Raw genomic sequence first — 15268 nt, 5'->3', positions numbered from 1 at the left:
GCGAATTTCGCCTCTTGTATCCTCACGGTTTGACAACGGGAGTACCCTTGGTCGCGGATCTATGGATTGAACTGGCTACCACTCCGTTTGCACGATTGCCACGTCCAATTGTTGCAAAGCGACAACATATACAAAAAATTGCCCTGCTCTCCGATTTTTTGTGCCTCGCCTTGTTGAAGCGTGAATCAGAATGGGGTTTTGTGATCAAGGGATTGCTATCTTTTTGCAGTTCGCTCAATGCGAATGAGGGGTCACCAAAATGGCAGCTGGCAAGCGTAGAACGCGGCGCGCATTCAGGGTGGTGTTGCTGTCGACGGTTTCGGCCGTCGCTCTGGTGGCTCTGGTCGAGGGCGATACGGTTGCTCAGGAACGGATATCGTCCTGGTGGCTGGAATTCGGCGGCATGTACGATTTCTGGGATGCCTCCGACGCCAATCAGTATTTCATCCTGCCAGGCAATACGGTCAAACCCGGCGACGGGTTCCATATCAGCGGCGAGGTCGGCGCCTATATCGGCGACACACCATGGTATGCCACGCTGGGTGGAAAGTGGGGCAAAAGCCAGGATGAGACGGCGTCGTTCTATTCCGGTGCCTTTACCACCGGCGGCTCGGTGGAAAGCAGTGAGGAACACGCGGTTGTCGATTTCCAGGTCGGCCGCGATGTGGGTCTCGGCATTCTCGGCCTTCCGGAGGGCGCCTTGAAGGCGAATGCCGGTGTCCGTTACACCTATTTCAAGGGTTCTGAGTCAGGCATTGGCACTTACAGCGGCTTTGGCACAGGGCCAATCGGCAACACACGCAAATTCAGCGGGCTGGGGCCGCGTATAGGCATCGAGGGTTCCGTACCGTTGCAGGACAGCAAGTTTGCTGTCGATTTCAGCGCAGGCGGCGCGATCCTGTTCGGCAAGCAGAAGACATCGATCAATAGCGACGTGTCGTTTGCTACATACGCATTCACACGCCGGGATACCAAGGCCGTGCCCAATGTCGACGCGTTTTTGGGCATCTCCTTCAATGACGCGAATTTCTCGGTGAGCGCCGGATACAGCGTCGATGCCTATTTCGGCATGGTCGATGCGGGCTACTTCACCAATGTGGACAGCGACCGGATTTTTCACGGCCCCTCCGTGAAGCTGAAAGTCAAGTTCGACTAGTTTTTATTCCGCCGGCGTGGGAATTTCCTCCATGAGGGACCAGGTTCGACGCGCCGCCGGGTGAGCCGCAAAGAAGCCGGCTATTCTTCAGGCAAATCTGGTGTGATCACTGTATGTTGCATTGTGACAACACCTGCAAAATATCAGTAAATATTCATTTTTTTTGCCTGTGAGTTTATTGAATCCAAAGGCGGAATCAGATTGTGTCAAATGGCGCGGGCGGCGCGACAATTTGATTAGCCATTGTATTTGTTGATTGTGAGAGGGGCCCAAGATGAATCCTGGCGAGCGCAGATCCCGGCGCGAATTGCGGATAGCGTTGCTGACGACTGTCTCAGCGGTTGCACTGGTCATCCTGGTTGAGGGCGACACTGTCGCCCAGGACCGCAAGACATCCTGGTGGCTGGAAGTTGGCGGGATGTACGATTTCTGGGATGCTTCGGAATCCAATCAGTATTATTTCTCGCCTGGCCATATGATCAAACCCAGGGACGGTTTCCATATAAGCGGCGAGATCGGGGCCTATTTCGGCGACACGCCGTGGTATGCTTCGCTGGGTGGAAAGTGGGGTAAGACCCGAGAGCAGTCGGCGTCCTACAGTTATAGCTCCTTTATCACCACCACCGCCGCCGTGGAAAGCCGGGAAGAACACGCGGTGATCGATTTTGAGGTCGGGCGCGACGTGGGTCTCGGCATACTCGGCATACCCGAGGGAACGCTGAAAGCCAAAGCCGGCATCCGCTACACCAATTTCAAGGGCACCGAAGACGGCACGTTCAGCGGATTCACATCCGGAACGATCCGCAATACCCGGAAATTCGAAGGCTTTGGACCGCGCATCGGCCTTGAGGGTTCGGTACCGGTCAGGGACAGCAAATTCTCGGTGGATTTCAGCGCCGGCGGCGCCATCCTGTTCGGCAAGCAAAAGACGACCCTGACCAACATATACCCCACCTATGCTACGAGCATCGCCCGCAGCGAAAACAAGACCGTGCCGAATGTCGACGCGTTTCTGGGAATCTCGTTCAACGACGCAAATTATTCCTTGAGCGCCGGCTACAGCGTGGACGCCTATTTCGGCATGGTCGATTCGGGCTACACCACAGGTATGAACAGCGATCGGATTTTCCACGGTCCCACCGTGAAGCTGAAGTTCAGGTTCGACTAGATCCGGTTCCGCCGGCCATTTCGGCCGGTGGGGTTACCACCACCCATGATCGACCGGACCTACCGCCCGAAGACCAGCTTGGCGTAGCCCGTGTAGGAAAAGATGGTCGCGGTGGCCGATCCGATGGTCAGCGCGATGACCGGGCGCAGGTCCGGGACAAACACGATCAGCCCGGAATAGACGAGATAGTTCAACAGGCTCGTGGCGATCCCCACGCCGCCGTAGCGCATGCCCTCGACGGCCGCATGGCTGCTGCTCTTGCCGAACGTGAAGTTCCGGTTGAGCAGCCAGGTGACCTGCAGCGCAACGGCAATGGCGATGAGTCGTGCAGTAAAGGGGTCGAGCGCCGAGAAGCGCAACAACCCCATCAAAATTACCGCATCCGTCACAAATCCAATTCCGCCGACAACGACGAAACTAAAGAGACGTTTTATCATGCAGCGATTGGTTTCCTTGCCTTGCCGCCTGATGGGCGCTGATCATCTCCGACCGGGCGCGGCTCGCCGCGTGTCGTCGGGAGACCCATATACAGCATCCTTTTGTGTTCTGCACGGCTTCGGGCCAAAGAATCCAAAATAACGCCCGCGACAAAAAACAGCATGGAAATCATCAAGAGCGCGATCGCCGCGATCCATGTCGGAACCCGGCTCACGGTCCCGGTTTCGAAATATTCGGCAAGCACCGGTGCCATGAAGGCAAGGCTGGCGACGAGCAGGGCGCCGCTGATGCTCGAGAAGAACAGGAACGGCCGGGTCTCCTTGACGAGCAGCATCAGCATCCAGAGGATCTTGAAGCCGTCCTTGAAGGTTGAAAGCTTGCTGTCAGAGCCCTCCGGGCGGCGCCCGTAGTCGAGCGTGAGCTCCGAAACGGGCATGCGCAGCATCGACGCGTGCACCGACATTTCGGTTTCGATCTCGAACCCGCCGGACAGCGCCGGAAAGCTCTTGGCGAAACGCCTGTTGAAGACCCGGTATCCGGAAAAGATGTCGGTGAAATCACTTCCGAACAGCGCCGTGTAAATAAAATTGAACAGCCGGTTGCCGAAGGCATGGCCGGAGCGGCCGGCATCCGCGGTCACGCCGCGGCGCGTGCCGACGACCATGTCGCTGCGCTCGGTCACCAGCGTGCGCACCAGATCAGGCGCATCCTCGGGTGCATAGGTGCCGTCGCCGTCGGCCATGACATAGATGTCGGCATCGATATCGGCGAACATGCGCCGCACCACGTGGCCCTTGCCCTGACGCGGCTCGCGCACCACGGTGGCGCCGGCGCGGGCGGCCAGAATTGCCGTCCGGTCGCTGGAATTGTTGTCGTAGACGAAGACATGAGCGTTCGGCAGTTCGCGCCGGAACCCCGTAACGACATCGCCGATGGTTGCCTCTTCGTTGTAGCAGGGCAGCAGAACGGCGATCTGCAGGTCGTCGAAAATCAAATCTGACATCATGGCCTCGTCTTGTCGATTGCAGGCAATGGGCCCGGACGCGCTCGCGCGCGCCTTTACTATTTCTTGGGAAGGTTAAGGCTAGGTTGCGCCGTGGCAATTAAATCGGATGTCTGGGGAGACACGGACTTGACGAGCGTCGGCGAATCCAATCCGGGAACGGCATCGGGCGGCGAAGACCGCATTTTCCTGCCGGTTCTGCTGACAGCGCTGCTGACGGCGTTGTTCCTGGCGGGCATGCATTTTCTCTATGGCACCGACTATGTCGGGGACGACAATGACGACGTGATGCGTCTCGTGCAGATCCGCGATCTCATGGCCGGTCAGGGCTGGTTCGATCTCACCCAGTACCGCCTCGGTCTGGAGGGCGGCACCCAGATGCACTGGTCGCGTCTGATCGATGTGCCGCTCGCCAATCTCATCGGCTTCTTCTCCCTGTTCATGGACATGCGCGACGCGGAGGCCGCGGCGCTGTTCGTGTGGCCGCTCATCCTTCTTGTCCCGCTGTTCATCGGCATCGCCGCCGCGGGCCGCAATCTCGGCGGCCGCTCCGGCATGCTCGTCGCCCTGTTTCTCGGCGCATTCTTCGTCATCGCGCAGAACCGCTTCCGGCCAGGCGCCATCGACCATCACAATGCACAACTGGCACTGATCATCCTGATGCTGGCGGGATTGACCGATCCGAGGCTGAACCGCGTCTGGTCGGCCGTTGCCGGGGTCGCCGCGGCGCTGGCCATCGTGATCGGCGCGGAGACGATGCCGCTTGTTGCCGCCGGATGCGCCGCGATGGCCGTGCTCTGGGCCTGGATGGGCCGGCCCGCCATGCAGGCCGCCAGCGCCTTCGGCCTGTGCTTCGCGGCAACGCTCGCCGGCTGTTTTTATCTGCTGACGCCGCCGAACGCCTACGGTGCGGTCGTGTGCGACGCGTTTTCGGGCGGGTTCTATTTTCTCGGCACCGCCGGCGGCGCCGTGCTGTTCTTCCTGGCCGCGCTGACCAGCGACCGCAGCCGCGCGGCCCGGTTCGCGGCCCTGGCCGGTGCTGGTGTCGCCGTTGCCGTCGCGGCCCTTCTCATCGTCCCGGAGTGCCTGCGCAGCCCGCTTGCCGATCTCGACCCGGTGCTGCGTACCATGTGGCTTGACCGGGTGGCCGAAGCGCGGTCCGTCGTCAGCCAGCTGAAATTCAGCCCGGAAAACCTGACCGGCTTCTATGCCGTTCCCCTCATCGCGCTGATCGCCTGTGTCTGGCAGGTCCGCCGCGGCGTGCGGCCCCGGCAGAACCTGTGCTTTGCCGCGGCAATCGTCGTCGCCTTCCTGATCTCGCTGGTGCAGGTGCGCGGTTCGGTCTTTGCCAACCTCCTGGCCGTCGTTCCGCTCTCGGCCATCATCGCCGAGAAACAGCAGCTGTACCGCGCCCAAAACAGGCTCGGACTTGCGGCCGCGCAATACATCCTCCTGGCGGTGATCTCCATCCAGTTCGTCTGGATGATCGGCGGGGCCGTGGCTGTCGACGGCGTGGACTCCGTCAAGACCCATTCCACCGAGGCCGAAGAGAAACTGGCCATGTGCGACGCGCCGCGGAACATGGCGGCACTCGCCGCCGAACCGCCGGGCGTTGTCTCGGCCGTGTCCAATCTCGGCTCCGACATCCTGCGTTTCACGCCGCACCGCGTGCTCTCGGCGCCCTATCACCGCAACCAGGGCGGAATGCTGACGCAGCTTCAGATCGCCATGGGCACCGTCGACGATGCCGAGGCTTTCATCCGCGGGTCCGGCGTGACGCTGGTTGCCTTCTGCCCGTCGGACCCGGAAGCCCGCGATATTGCCAGCAAGTATCCGGAGAGTTTCTATGCCGGGCTGGCGGAAGACCGGATACCGGCCTTCCTCGAGCCGGTCGCGATCGCCTCGGACAATCCGATCCGCCTCTACCGGGTGATTGAATAGAGATTGCGCATAAATTGGCGTAGTATGGCGCCGTGCGATTTGGTCTGCCAGGAGCCTTTCCGATGATGGTACGCATTGCGCATGCGAAGTTGCTGAGCGGCCTGCTGTCCGTGCTGATGGTTGTTTTCAGTCTCGGGCAGGCCTCGGCAAACGACAAGACACCGGCAAAGCAGCTCTTCGGCGGCAAGAGGCTGCCGGCCGTCATGCCGGCCCAGGCGCACGGGTTCTATTCCAAGGGCTGCCTGTCCGGCGGCATCGCGATCGCCACTGACGGACCCTACTGGCAGGCGATGCGCCTGTCGCGCAATCGCCGCTGGGGGCATCCCGCACTGATCAAGACGATCGAGAAACTGTCGAACGATGCCGCGCTGAAGGACGGCTGGCCGGGATTGCTCGTCGGCGATCTGTCGCAGCCGCGCGGCGGACCGATGCTGACCGGGCATGCATCGCACCAGATCGGACTTGACGCCGACATCTGGCTGACGCCGATGCCGAACCGCCGCTATTCGGCCGATGAGCGGGAAGCGACCAGCGCCATTTCGGTCCTCAAGGCCAAGTCGGTCGTTGTCGATCCGAACGTGTGGACCGACGCCCACGGGCGCCTCATCATGCGCGCCGCAGGCTACCCCGAGGTCCAGCGCGTCCTCGTGCATCCGGGGATCAAGAAGAAGCTGTGCGAGACCTGGAAGGGCAACCGCAGGCACCTGAACAAGGTCCGGCCCTACTACGGCCATCACTACCACATGCATATAAGGCTGCGCTGCCCCAAGGGCTCGAGGGGCTGCAAGGCGCAAAACGCGGTACCCGCCAGTGCCGGGTGCGGCAAGGAACTGGACTGGTGGTTCAATGTGGCTCTGAAGCCGAAGAAGCCGCCGAAGAAGACCACCAAACCGACCAAGCCGAAAAAGCCCAAGCACATCATGCTGTCGGACCTGCCGACGGCCTGCGCGGTCGTCCTGAATTCGGCCGGACCCGCGTCAGAGGCGGCGGTGACCTCCAGGGCCGGGGGCAGCGCGCAGACGGCCTACGCGCCGGTCAAGCCGGTCCAGTCGCCCTTTGCCTTGCCGGCCCTGGTTCCGGTGCCCAAAGAGCGTCCGTTCGTGCAATAAGACTGCAACATTTCCCGATTAAAGCGGCTTTGAAGTAAAATAAGCACCGCAGCTGCTTTCAATTGCCTTTGCAATTCCCTATAGGGAGAATTCAAATCGATTTAATGCGGCGGATTTAAGCTTTGGCGATGCCCCGGCAGGGCGCGCCGACGTGTCTGATTTCGGAGACCTACGGAACATGCCCAATATCATGGACCAGGAAGCAATCATTCATTTCCCGATCCTGATCGGCGACATCGGCGGAACCAATGCGCGTTTCGCCATTCTCGTGGATGCCTATGCGCAGCCGAAGGAATTTCCGATTCTTGCGACAGCCGATTTCGAGTCCATAGAAGAAGCCATTCAGACCTGTGTGCTCGACAAGACCTCGGTGCAGCCCCGTTCGGCGATTTTTGCCATTGCCGGACCGGTCGACGGCGATGAAACCCGCCTGACGAACTGCCCCTGGATTGTCCGCCCCAAACAGATGATGCGCGACTTCTTCCTGGAGGATGTAATCGTTCTCAATGATTTCGAGGCGCAGGCCCTGGCGGCCGCGTCGCTGGACGAGGAGCATCGGCACAAAATCGGCGGCGGAGAGATCGATTCCAACGCCTCGCGCGTCGTCCTGGGCCCTGGAACCGGTCTTGGCGTTGCCGGGCTGGTCTATTCCAACCACAACTGGATACCGGTCCCGGGAGAAGGCGGCCACATCGATCTGGGCCCGCGGACGGAGCGCGATTTCGCCGTTTTTCCGCACCTTGAACGTATCGAGGGCCGCGTTTCGGCCGAACAGATCCTGTGCGGCAGCGGCATGGTCAATCTCTACCGGGCGATCTGCAAGGCGGACGAAATCAAGCCGGTCTTCAAGGCGCCTCACGAGATCACCGCGGCCGGACTGGAGGCCGATGATCCCGTGGCGACGGAGACCCTGTCCCTGTTTGCCACCTATCTCGGCCGGGTCGCCGGCGATCTGGCACTGATCTTCATGGCGCGGGGCGGTGTTTTTCTGTCCGGCGGAATCGCCCAGAAGATCGTCCCGGTCCTTGAAAAACAGGAGTTCAGGGCCGCGTTCGAGGACAAGGCGCCGCACAGCGCACTGCTGCGGTCCATCCCGACAAGCGTGATCACGCATCCGCTCGCCGCGCTCTTCGGTCTCGCATCCTTCGCACGCACGCCGGTCCGCTTCGGTGTTGCGACGGAAGGGCGCCGTTGGAGGGCATAGGCAAAGCCCCTCGAAGCGTATATAGAGCCGCTGTACAGAACAGATCGGGACATAAGCAGTGGCACAATCAGACGAAAAGCGGATCGATCCCTACACGATCATCGGCATGCTCAGACGCATCCTGTCTGAGAATGTGCGCGATTACGTCGGGACCTACGCATTCGCTATCATGTGTCTTGTCGCCGTTTCTATGTCCACGGCATTCATGGCCTGGATCCTGCGCGATATCGTCAACGAAGCCTTCGCCAAGCAGCGCATCGAGGTCATCTGGACGATAACCGGTGCGATCTTCATCGCCTTTGTCGTGCGGGGCCTTGGCACCTACGGCCAGGCGGTGGCGTTGGCAAAGATCGGCAACAACATCGTCGCCCGCTATCAGCGCCGGCTGTTCTCGCACCTGATGGAGCTGGGCGTCGGCTATCTGGGAGAAACCCGTTCGGCGCAACTGGCCGCCCGGATCGGCCAGAACGCCAGCGGCATCCGTGATGTGCTCAACCTGACAATCACGTCGCTGGCAAAGGACCTGCTGACGCTCGTCGCCCTTGTCGGCGTCATGTTCTATCAGGACTGGCAGTTGACCCTCGCCGTGTTCCTGGTCGGACCGCCCGTGGTGCTTGCCCTGCGCTACATCGCCAAACGCCTGCGCAGCGTCACGCGCGAGGCCGTGCTGGTCAACAGCCGCGTCTACGGCGTCATGCAGGAAACGATGCAGGGCATCGCCATCGTCAAGGCCTTCACGATGGAGGACCAGCTTCGCGGCAAGGTGGACGAGCTGGTCGCCGATGCCGAGGCAAGGTCGAACCGCATCGTGCGGCTGACGGAACGCACCGGCCCGCTGACGGATTCGCTGGCCGGTCTGGCCGTTGCCGGCATCCTTGCCTATGCGGCCGTGCAGACGGTCAATGCACAGGAACTGCCGGGTGCCTTGGTCTCATTCATAGGCGCGCTGCTTTTCGCCTATGATCCGGCGCGCCGGCTGGCGCGCCTCCAGGTGAACATGGAAAGGGCGATCGTCAACGCCCGGATGATCTACGAGGTGCTCGACATCGATCCGCACCAGCCCGATGCGCCGAATGCCACGGAACTGCAGATTTCAAAAGGCGAGATCCGCTTCGAGGACGTCGAATTCGGCTACGCCCTGGCAAGCCCCGTATTGCATGGTGTCAGCTTCACCGCCGAGGCGGGCAAGACGACCGCGCTTGTCGGTCCGTCCGGCGCCGGCAAGACGACGATCGTCAATCTTCTGCCGCGTTTCTACGACCTCGGCAGCGGCCGCATCTTCATCGACGGTCAGGACATCGCCAATGTGACCAAGCACTCGCTGCGGGCCGGCATCGCCTATGTCTCGCAGCATCCTTATCTGTTCGAGGGCTCGATCCGCGACAACATCCGCTACGGCCGCCCCGATGCCACCGACGAGGAAGTCGAGCAGGCCGCAAGGCTGGCCTATGCCCACGACTTCATCCTCGAGCAGCCGCAGGGCTACGACACGCCTGTCGGCGAGGGCGGCTCGACGCTGTCCGGCGGACAGCGCCAGCGGATTTCGATCGCCCGGGCGGTGATCCGCAACGCGCCGATCCTGCTTCTCGACGAGGCGACTTCGGCGCTCGACACCGAATCGGAAGTGCTGGTGCAAAAGGCGCTCGACGATGCGATGAGCGGGCGCACCGTCCTGGTCATTGCCCACAGGCTTTCGACCATCGCCCGCGCCGACAAGATCATCGTCATGCTGAAGGGCCGGATATCCGAACAGGGCAGCCACGCGGAGCTGGCGGCGCTCGAAGACGGAATCTACGCCAAATTCCTGAAACTCCAGGCACTGGGCCTTGACGGAAACGAGGATCTGGGAATTCAGATGACACCGGCAAAAAGCGAGGTCGAACATGGCTGATATGCGACTGGCCGTCGTTGGTGCAGCCGGCCGCATGGGCCAGGCTCTCATCCGGGCGATCGACGCGGTCGACGGCGCCGTGCTCGCGGCTGCGGTCGAGCGCGACGGCGCCGATGCGCTCGGGCGCGATGCCGGGGAACTCGCCGGTATCGGCCAAGCGGGCGTTGCCGTCACCGATGATCCGGCAGCCGCCTTTGCGGTTGCCGATGGCGTTCTCGACTTTACGGCGCCAGCCGTGTCGGTGAATTTTGCCGGCCTCGCGGCCGATGCAAACATCGCGCATGTGATCGGCACGACCGGCCTCACCCCCGAGCACGAGGACGAGATCCGCGCCGCCGCGGCGCGCACGCCGATCGTCAAATCCGGCAATATGAGCCTCGGCGTCAACCTCTTGAGCGTCCTCGTGCGCCAGGCTGCAAGGGCCCTGGACGCCGCCGACTGGGATATCGAGGTGGTCGAGATGCACCACAAGCACAAGGTCGACGCACCGTCCGGAACTGCCTACCTGCTCGGCGAGGCGGCTGCTGAGGGCCGCGGCATCGATCTGGCGGACAACAGCGTGCGGGTGCGCGACGGTCAGACCGGTCCGCGCCCGCAGGGCACGATCGGCTTCGCAACGCTCAGGGGCGGCTCCGTCGTCGGCGAGCATTCCGTAATGCTTGCCGGTGAAGGCGAGGTCGTGGAACTCACCCATCGTGCCCTCGACCGCTCGATCTTCGCGCGCGGCGCCGTCAAGGCCGCGCTTTGGGCCCGGGGACGCGATCCCGGGCTCTACTCCATGCTCGATGTCCTTGGAATTTCCTGAACCCTGAAAGGCGGAAACTCATGTCCGGAACCCTCGTCCTCGTTCGCCACGGCCAAAGCGAATGGAACCTGAAGAACCTGTTCACCGGGTGGAAGAATCCTGACCTGACCGAACAGGGTCTGGAGGAAGCCGAGACCGGTGCAAAGGCCCTCAAGGATTACGGGATCCGCTTCGACATCGCGTTCACATCGGTGCTGGTGCGCGCCGAGCGGACCTGCCAGATCATCCTGGACGGCGTCGGTCAGCCGGACCTTGAGACCATTCATGACCAGGCGTTGAACGAGCGCGACTACGGTGATCTCGCGGGGCTGAACAAGGACGATGCACGGGCCAAGTGGGGCGAGGAGCAGGTGCATGTCTGGCGCCGCTCCTATGACGTTCCGCCGCCGGGCGGCGAGAGCCTGAAGGACACCGGCGCCCGGGTCTGGCCCTATTACATGACCGAGATCCTGCCGCGTGTCCTGGCCGGCCAGAACGTGCTCGTTGCCGCGCACGGCAACTCGCTGCGGGCGCTGGTCATGGTTCTCGATCGCCTCAGCCGGGACGAGGTCACGGGCCTGAACCTGGCGACCGGTGTGCCGATGGTCTACAAGCTCAAGGCCGATTCCACCGTTTCCTCCAAGGAAGTCCTGGGGGACATGTCCAAGGCGCATTGAACCCCCATGACTGAGATCACGGTTCGTCCGGCGCGGCGGGAGGAGGCCGAAAGCCTGTCGGCGCTGTGCCACCGATCGAAGGCCCACTGGGGCTATGACAAGCGTTTCATGGAATTCAGTCGTGACGCACTGACGGTCGATCCCGAGCGCATTGCCGGGGGTTGGGTGCTGGTTGCGGAGCTCGATGGGGTGCCGGCCGGCGTCGCGGCGATCGGACCGGACGGCGACGGATTCGAGATCGACCAGTTCTTTACCGATCCGGATATGATGGGCAAGGGCGTCGGTGCACGCCTCTTTGTCGCATTGCTCGATCTGGCGCGTGCGCGGGGCATCGAGCGGCTGTCGATCCTTTCCGACCCCAATGCCGCCGGCTTTTACGAACGCATGGGTGCCCGCCATGTCGGCAGCGCCCCGTCCGACGCGGTGCCGGGCCGCACGCTACCGCTGCTGGAAATCGTTGTCCCGCCATCAAATGCTTCTATTTAGGGCCAAGACTGTCTAGGGTCTGCCGGCAAGCGGCAACCAAAATCGAACCTGCAGCGGGGCACGGCGTGAAAACGAAATTGTTTCAATTTTCGACACTGGCCGCATTGGCCATGTTGATTTCCGGCTGTGTGTCGGAGGTCGGATACGAGGCGGGCACCAGTTCCTATGCGCAGTGCAGGGCGGCAGCCTGGGAGCGATATCCTCCGAAGCCGGTTCTGAACCAGGAGCCCGGCTATATCGGCGACAGATGGGTCCCCTGCGGCGACGGAAGCAGCAGGCTCTGTCCGCCCGCCAGCGCGTCGTACTACGCTGATCAGGGAACCTACTGGGACTACAACAGGACGCCTCGACAGCTCTTCCTTCGGCGGTGCTTATCCGGCTAACATAATACGAAACAGCTCAGGCGGCGAGATCCGCAACGACGGCGTCCAGCACCAGCATGCCGGCCGGCGTGCAGCGCAGCCGCGAGTTGCCGAGCCGCTCGAGCAGCCCGTGCGACACGAGAAAGCTCTCCTTGTCCGGATCGACCGAGCGCCCCGAAAGATCGCGCCAGCGTGACAGGTCGAATCCCTCGCGCAGGCGCAGGCCCATAAGCATCAGCTCGTCGGCCTGGGCCTCGGTGTCCAGCCGCTCCTCCGACTCCATGCCGTGACCCAGCGATTCCACCTGTTCGAGCCAGTGCTCCGGCAGCCGCCGGTTGACGGTCCCGGTCTTGCCGCCCGAATGCGACAGGCGGCCATGGGCACCGGCGCCCAGCCCCACATAGTCGCCGTAACGCCAATAAGTGAGGTTGTGACGGCTTTCCGCTCCCGGAACCGCGTGGTTGGAGACCTCGTAGGCCGGCAGGCCGCTGGCAGCCGTGAGCGCCTGTGTCGCATCGTACAGATCGGCGCAATGGTCGCCGTCGGGAACCTTGAGGCGGCCGCTTTTGTAGAGTCCGTAGAACGGTGTTCCCTGTTCGATGGTCAGTTGGTAGAGCGACAGGTGATCGGCCGCGTGCCCGATGGCCTGGTCAAGCTCTTTCTCCCAGGCCCCAACGCTTTGGCCCGGACGTGCATAGATCAGGTCGAATGACAGCCGCGGAAATATCGCACGCGCCAGTTCGATTGCCGAAAGCGCGTCGGCGACACTGTGCAGGCGGCCGAGAAACTTGAGATCGTCATCATTGAGCGCCTGGACCCCGAGCGAGACGCGGTTGACGCCCGCGGCCCGGTAGCCCCGGAACCGGTCGGCCTCGACACTCGATGGATTAGCTTCGAGGGTGATTTCGGCATCGACGTCGACATCCCATGCCCTGCCGATCGCCGACAGGATCTCGTCGACCGTTTGCGGTTCCATCAATGACGGCGTTCCGCCGCCGAAAAAGATGCTGGTAACGGAGCGCGGGCCCGTCTTTGCGCGCATCTGCTGGATTTCGCGTTGAAAGGCGGCAACGTAGCGCGGCTGGTCGACCGGATTGTGGCGCACATGGCTGTTGAAGTCGCAATAGGGGCACTTGGCCGCGCAAAACGGCCAGTGCACATAGATCCCGAATCCCGGATCGAGATAACTCAGCGTCGCCCCACCCATCGTTTTCAGCCTTCAAGGCACTCTTCGGCAAACCGTTTGAATGCTCTTGCCCTGTGCGACAGCGCCTCATCCTGGCCATGTCTCCAGCCGTGCTTCTGATCCGCGCTCATTTCGCCGAATGTGATGTCGTGCCCATCCGGCTGGAAGATCGGATCGTAGCCGAAACCCCGGTCGCCGCGGGGAGGCCAGACGATGGTGCCTTCAACTTCGCCGCGGAAATATTCCACATGACCGTCCGGCCATGCAAGACAAATTACCGATACAAACCGCGCCTGTGGATTGTAGGGAGACCTGGACTGCAACTCGGCATGAACTCGCTCCATGGCCATCGGGAAATCCCTGTCGGGCCCCGCCCAGCGGGCCGAATAGATGCCGGGTGCGCCGTCGAGCCCGTCGACGGCGAGGCCCGAATCGTCCGCAAGCGCCGGCAATCCGGCGGCCGTCGCCGCCGCCACCGCCTTCAACCGGGCGTTCGCCTCGAATGTAAGGCCTGTTTCCTCGGGCTCCGGCAGGTCAAGTTCGCTTGCCGTCGCCAGCGTGTAGCCGAGCGGATCCAGGAGCGCCTTCAGCTCGTCGATTTTGCCCTGGTTGTGGCTGGCGATAACCAGCTTCTTCTCGGTAAGTCGCCTCAAATCAATCATCCGTTTCTGTGCCGAAACCCCAGATGCGGGGTTCGGCGAATTCGATGCTGTTTCCAGCCGGATCGCGTATATAGATGGAGCGGCCGCCGCCCGGCCATTCGAAATCCGCCTCGATGGCGATGTCCGCGTCAAGCAGCGCCTTTTCGATCGATCGAAGTTCGTCGGCGGTTGCGCCGAAACAGATGTGGCCCTCGCCGCGGGTGCCGTGAACCGGCACGGGCATCGCCGGGTTGTGCGGCGGCTTGACCGATTCGTCGGGATTGAAGATCAGCACCATGCCCTGGCCGCAGCGGAAGAAGACGTGCCGGTCGCCCATGCGGGTGACCTTCTCAAGGCCGAGCAGCCCGCCGTAGAACCGTTCGGCCGCGTCGAGGTCGTCCGCGTAAAGCGCCGTTTCGAGAACGTGACCGGGCGCCTTCATCGCATGGACCGTCACTGGGCCGCCGTGGCCTGCTGCTGCAGCTCCACAAGCGCGGCGATTCCGTTCTTGGCAAGACCGAGCATTGCGTCGAAATCCGCTTCGCTGAACGGCGCGCCCTCGGCTGTGCCCTGGATTTCCACGATGCCGCCGGAACCGGTCAGCACGAAGTTCGCATCGGTCTCCGCGGATGAATCCTCCGTGTAGTCGAGATCGAGCACGGGCTGGCCGAGGAAAATACCGCAGGAGATTGCCGCGATGTGGTCCTTGAGGACTTTTTCGGTCGACACCATACCCTGCGCCTCCATCCATTTGAGGCAGTCATGCAGCGCCACCCAGGCGCCGGTAATCGACGCGGTCCTTGTGCCGCCATCGGCCTGGATGACATCGCAGTCGATGGAAATCTGCCGCTCGCCCAGGGCTTCGAGATCCACGACGGCACGCAGCGAACGGCCAATAAGTCTTTGAATTTCCTGCGTTCTACCGCTCTGCTTCCCGGCCGAGGCCTCGCGGCGCATGCGCTCGCCCGTGGCCCGCGGCAGCATGCCGTATTCGGCCGTCACCCAGCCTCTTCCGGCGTTGCGCAGCCACGGCGGCACCCGTTCTTCGAGGCTGGCCGTGCACAGGACATGGGTGTCGCCGAACTTCACGAGGCACGATCCCTCGGCGTGTTTGGAATAGCCGCGTTCGAAGGAAACCGCCCGCATTTCGTCGGTTCTTCTGCCTGATGGGCGCATAAGGGGACTCCCGATTTGTTCTCCGATAGGTCCTAGCGCCCCTTTG

The 15268-nt window shown here is 62.3% G+C and carries 15 protein-coding genes; 9 read left to right on the top strand and 6 right to left on the bottom strand.

What is annotated here, in order from left to right:
- Window positions 1-259 precede the first annotated feature (259 nt).
- Together E4M07_RS08410 and E4M07_RS08405 are read left to right on the top strand one after the other, a co-directional pair.
- Window positions 260-1156 (top strand): Lpg1974 family pore-forming outer membrane protein, encoded by an 897-nt coding sequence (locus tag E4M07_RS08410; protein WP_136657864.1) that lies wholly within the window; start codon window positions 260-262, stop codon window positions 1154-1156.
- Between the two features lie 274 nt (window positions 1157-1430).
- Entirely contained in the window at window positions 1431-2324 is an 894-nt protein-coding gene (locus E4M07_RS08405; RefSeq protein ID WP_136657863.1) for an Lpg1974 family pore-forming outer membrane protein, read from the top strand.
- 59 nt (window positions 2325-2383) lie between these two features.
- Here the strand turns inward: E4M07_RS08405 and E4M07_RS08400 are convergent, their stop codons facing one another.
- Window positions 2384-2761, bottom strand: coding sequence for a GtrA family protein (locus tag E4M07_RS08400; RefSeq protein ID WP_246660393.1), 378 nt, complete (start codon window positions 2759-2761; stop codon window positions 2384-2386).
- The gene (locus E4M07_RS08395) at window positions 2758-3765 is read right to left on the bottom strand and encodes a glycosyltransferase (RefSeq protein ID WP_136657862.1); all 1008 of its coding nucleotides are present in this window, start codon (window positions 3763-3765) and stop codon (window positions 2758-2760) included. The genes E4M07_RS08400 and E4M07_RS08395 overlap by 4 nt, the downstream gene beginning before the upstream one ends.
- Before the next feature lie 129 nt (window positions 3766-3894).
- Between E4M07_RS08395 and E4M07_RS08390 the strand changes: the two genes are divergently transcribed.
- The 7 genes from E4M07_RS08390 (at window position 3895) to E4M07_RS08360 (ending at window position 11857) form a co-directional block, all read left to right on the top strand.
- On the top strand, window positions 3895-5706 hold the full coding sequence (locus E4M07_RS08390; RefSeq protein ID WP_136657861.1) for a hypothetical protein: 1812 nt from the start codon (window positions 3895-3897) through the stop codon (window positions 5704-5706).
- A gap of 116 nt (window positions 5707-5822) precedes the next feature.
- Window positions 5823-6815 carry a penicillin-insensitive murein endopeptidase gene (gene mepA, locus E4M07_RS08385; RefSeq protein ID WP_246660427.1) on the top strand — a complete coding sequence of 331 codons (993 nt, stop codon included), beginning with the start codon at window positions 5823-5825 and terminating at the stop codon, window positions 6813-6815.
- Between the two features lie 178 nt (window positions 6816-6993).
- The gene (locus E4M07_RS08380) at window positions 6994-8019 is read left to right on the top strand and encodes a glucokinase (RefSeq protein ID WP_136657859.1); all 1026 of its coding nucleotides are present in this window, start codon (window positions 6994-6996) and stop codon (window positions 8017-8019) included.
- Between the two features lie 106 nt (window positions 8020-8125).
- Window positions 8126-9910 carry an ABC transporter ATP-binding protein gene (locus E4M07_RS08375; protein WP_136658468.1) on the top strand — a complete coding sequence of 595 codons (1785 nt, stop codon included), beginning with the start codon at window positions 8126-8128 and terminating at the stop codon, window positions 9908-9910.
- Window positions 9903-10715 carry a 4-hydroxy-tetrahydrodipicolinate reductase gene (gene dapB / locus E4M07_RS08370; protein WP_136657858.1) on the top strand — a complete coding sequence of 271 codons (813 nt, stop codon included), beginning with the start codon at window positions 9903-9905 and terminating at the stop codon, window positions 10713-10715. The genes E4M07_RS08375 and dapB overlap by 8 nt, the downstream gene beginning before the upstream one ends.
- A gap of 20 nt (window positions 10716-10735) precedes the next feature.
- Window positions 10736-11371, top strand: a complete 636-nt coding sequence (locus tag E4M07_RS08365) for a 2,3-bisphosphoglycerate-dependent phosphoglycerate mutase (protein WP_136657857.1) — start codon at window positions 10736-10738, stop codon at window positions 11369-11371.
- 6 nt (window positions 11372-11377) lie between these two features.
- On the top strand, window positions 11378-11857 hold the full coding sequence (locus tag E4M07_RS08360; protein WP_136657856.1) for a GNAT family N-acetyltransferase: 480 nt from the start codon (window positions 11378-11380) through the stop codon (window positions 11855-11857).
- A 399-nt stretch (window positions 11858-12256) separates the two neighbouring features.
- On the opposite strand, the gene hemW is transcribed toward E4M07_RS08360, so the two are convergent.
- The 4 genes from hemW to rph are packed head-to-tail and all read right to left on the bottom strand — an operon-like array spanning window position 12257 to window position 15222.
- A complete protein-coding gene (hemW, locus tag E4M07_RS08355) occupies window positions 12257-13426 on the bottom strand; it encodes a radical SAM family heme chaperone HemW (RefSeq protein ID WP_136657855.1) in 1170 nt (389 codons plus the stop codon).
- Window positions 13427-13431: 5 nt separating this feature from the next.
- Entirely contained in the window at window positions 13432-14058 is a 627-nt protein-coding gene (gene rdgB, locus E4M07_RS08350) for an RdgB/HAM1 family non-canonical purine NTP pyrophosphatase (protein WP_136657854.1), read from the bottom strand.
- A gap of 1 nt (window position 14059) precedes the next feature.
- Complete coding sequence (locus tag E4M07_RS08345) at window positions 14060-14488, bottom strand: VOC family protein (protein ID WP_136658467.1); 429 nt, start codon at window positions 14486-14488, stop codon at window positions 14060-14062.
- Between the two features lie 11 nt (window positions 14489-14499).
- Window positions 14500-15222 (bottom strand): ribonuclease PH, encoded by a 723-nt coding sequence (gene rph, locus E4M07_RS08340; protein WP_136657853.1) that lies wholly within the window; start codon window positions 15220-15222, stop codon window positions 14500-14502.
- Between the last annotated feature and the right edge of the window lie 46 nt (window positions 15223-15268).

Origin of the sequence: Nitratireductor sp. XY-223 (genome assembly GCF_004959855.1) — a bacterium.
Taxonomy (GTDB): Bacteria; Pseudomonadota; Alphaproteobacteria; order Rhizobiales; family Rhizobiaceae; genus Hoeflea_A.
This window is presented reverse-complemented; position numbering and strand designations above follow the sequence as displayed.

Bases quoted from the DNA above. Each gene is read 5' to 3' on its own strand.
- E4M07_RS08410 (WP_136657864.1), top strand. From the start codon at position 260: ATGGCAGCTGGCAAGCGTAGAACGCGGCGCGCATTCAGGGTGGTGTTG.
- E4M07_RS08405 (WP_136657863.1), top strand. From the start codon at position 1,431: ATGAATCCTGGCGAGCGCAGATCCCGGCGCGAATTGCGGATAGCGTTG.
- E4M07_RS08400 (WP_246660393.1), bottom strand. From the start codon at position 2,761: ATGATAAAACGTCTCTTTAGTTTCGTCGTTGTCGGCGGAATTGGATTT.
- E4M07_RS08395 (WP_136657862.1), bottom strand. From the start codon at position 3,765: ATGTCAGATTTGATTTTCGACGACCTGCAGATCGCCGTTCTGCTGCCC.
- mepA (WP_246660427.1), top strand. From the start codon at position 5,823: ATGGTTGTTTTCAGTCTCGGGCAGGCCTCGGCAAACGACAAGACACCG.
- E4M07_RS08380 (WP_136657859.1), top strand. From the start codon at position 6,994: ATGCCCAATATCATGGACCAGGAAGCAATCATTCATTTCCCGATCCTG.
- E4M07_RS08375 (WP_136658468.1), top strand. From the start codon at position 8,126: ATGCTCAGACGCATCCTGTCTGAGAATGTGCGCGATTACGTCGGGACC.
- dapB (WP_136657858.1), top strand. From the start codon at position 9,903: ATGGCTGATATGCGACTGGCCGTCGTTGGTGCAGCCGGCCGCATGGGC.
- E4M07_RS08365 (WP_136657857.1), top strand. From the start codon at position 10,736: ATGTCCGGAACCCTCGTCCTCGTTCGCCACGGCCAAAGCGAATGGAAC.
- E4M07_RS08360 (WP_136657856.1), top strand. From the start codon at position 11,378: ATGACTGAGATCACGGTTCGTCCGGCGCGGCGGGAGGAGGCCGAAAGC.
- hemW (WP_136657855.1), bottom strand. From the start codon at position 13,426: ATGGGTGGGGCGACGCTGAGTTATCTCGATCCGGGATTCGGGATCTAT.
- E4M07_RS08345 (WP_136658467.1), bottom strand. From the start codon at position 14,488: ATGAAGGCGCCCGGTCACGTTCTCGAAACGGCGCTTTACGCGGACGAC.
- rph (WP_136657853.1), bottom strand. From the start codon at position 15,222: ATGCGCCCATCAGGCAGAAGAACCGACGAAATGCGGGCGGTTTCCTTC.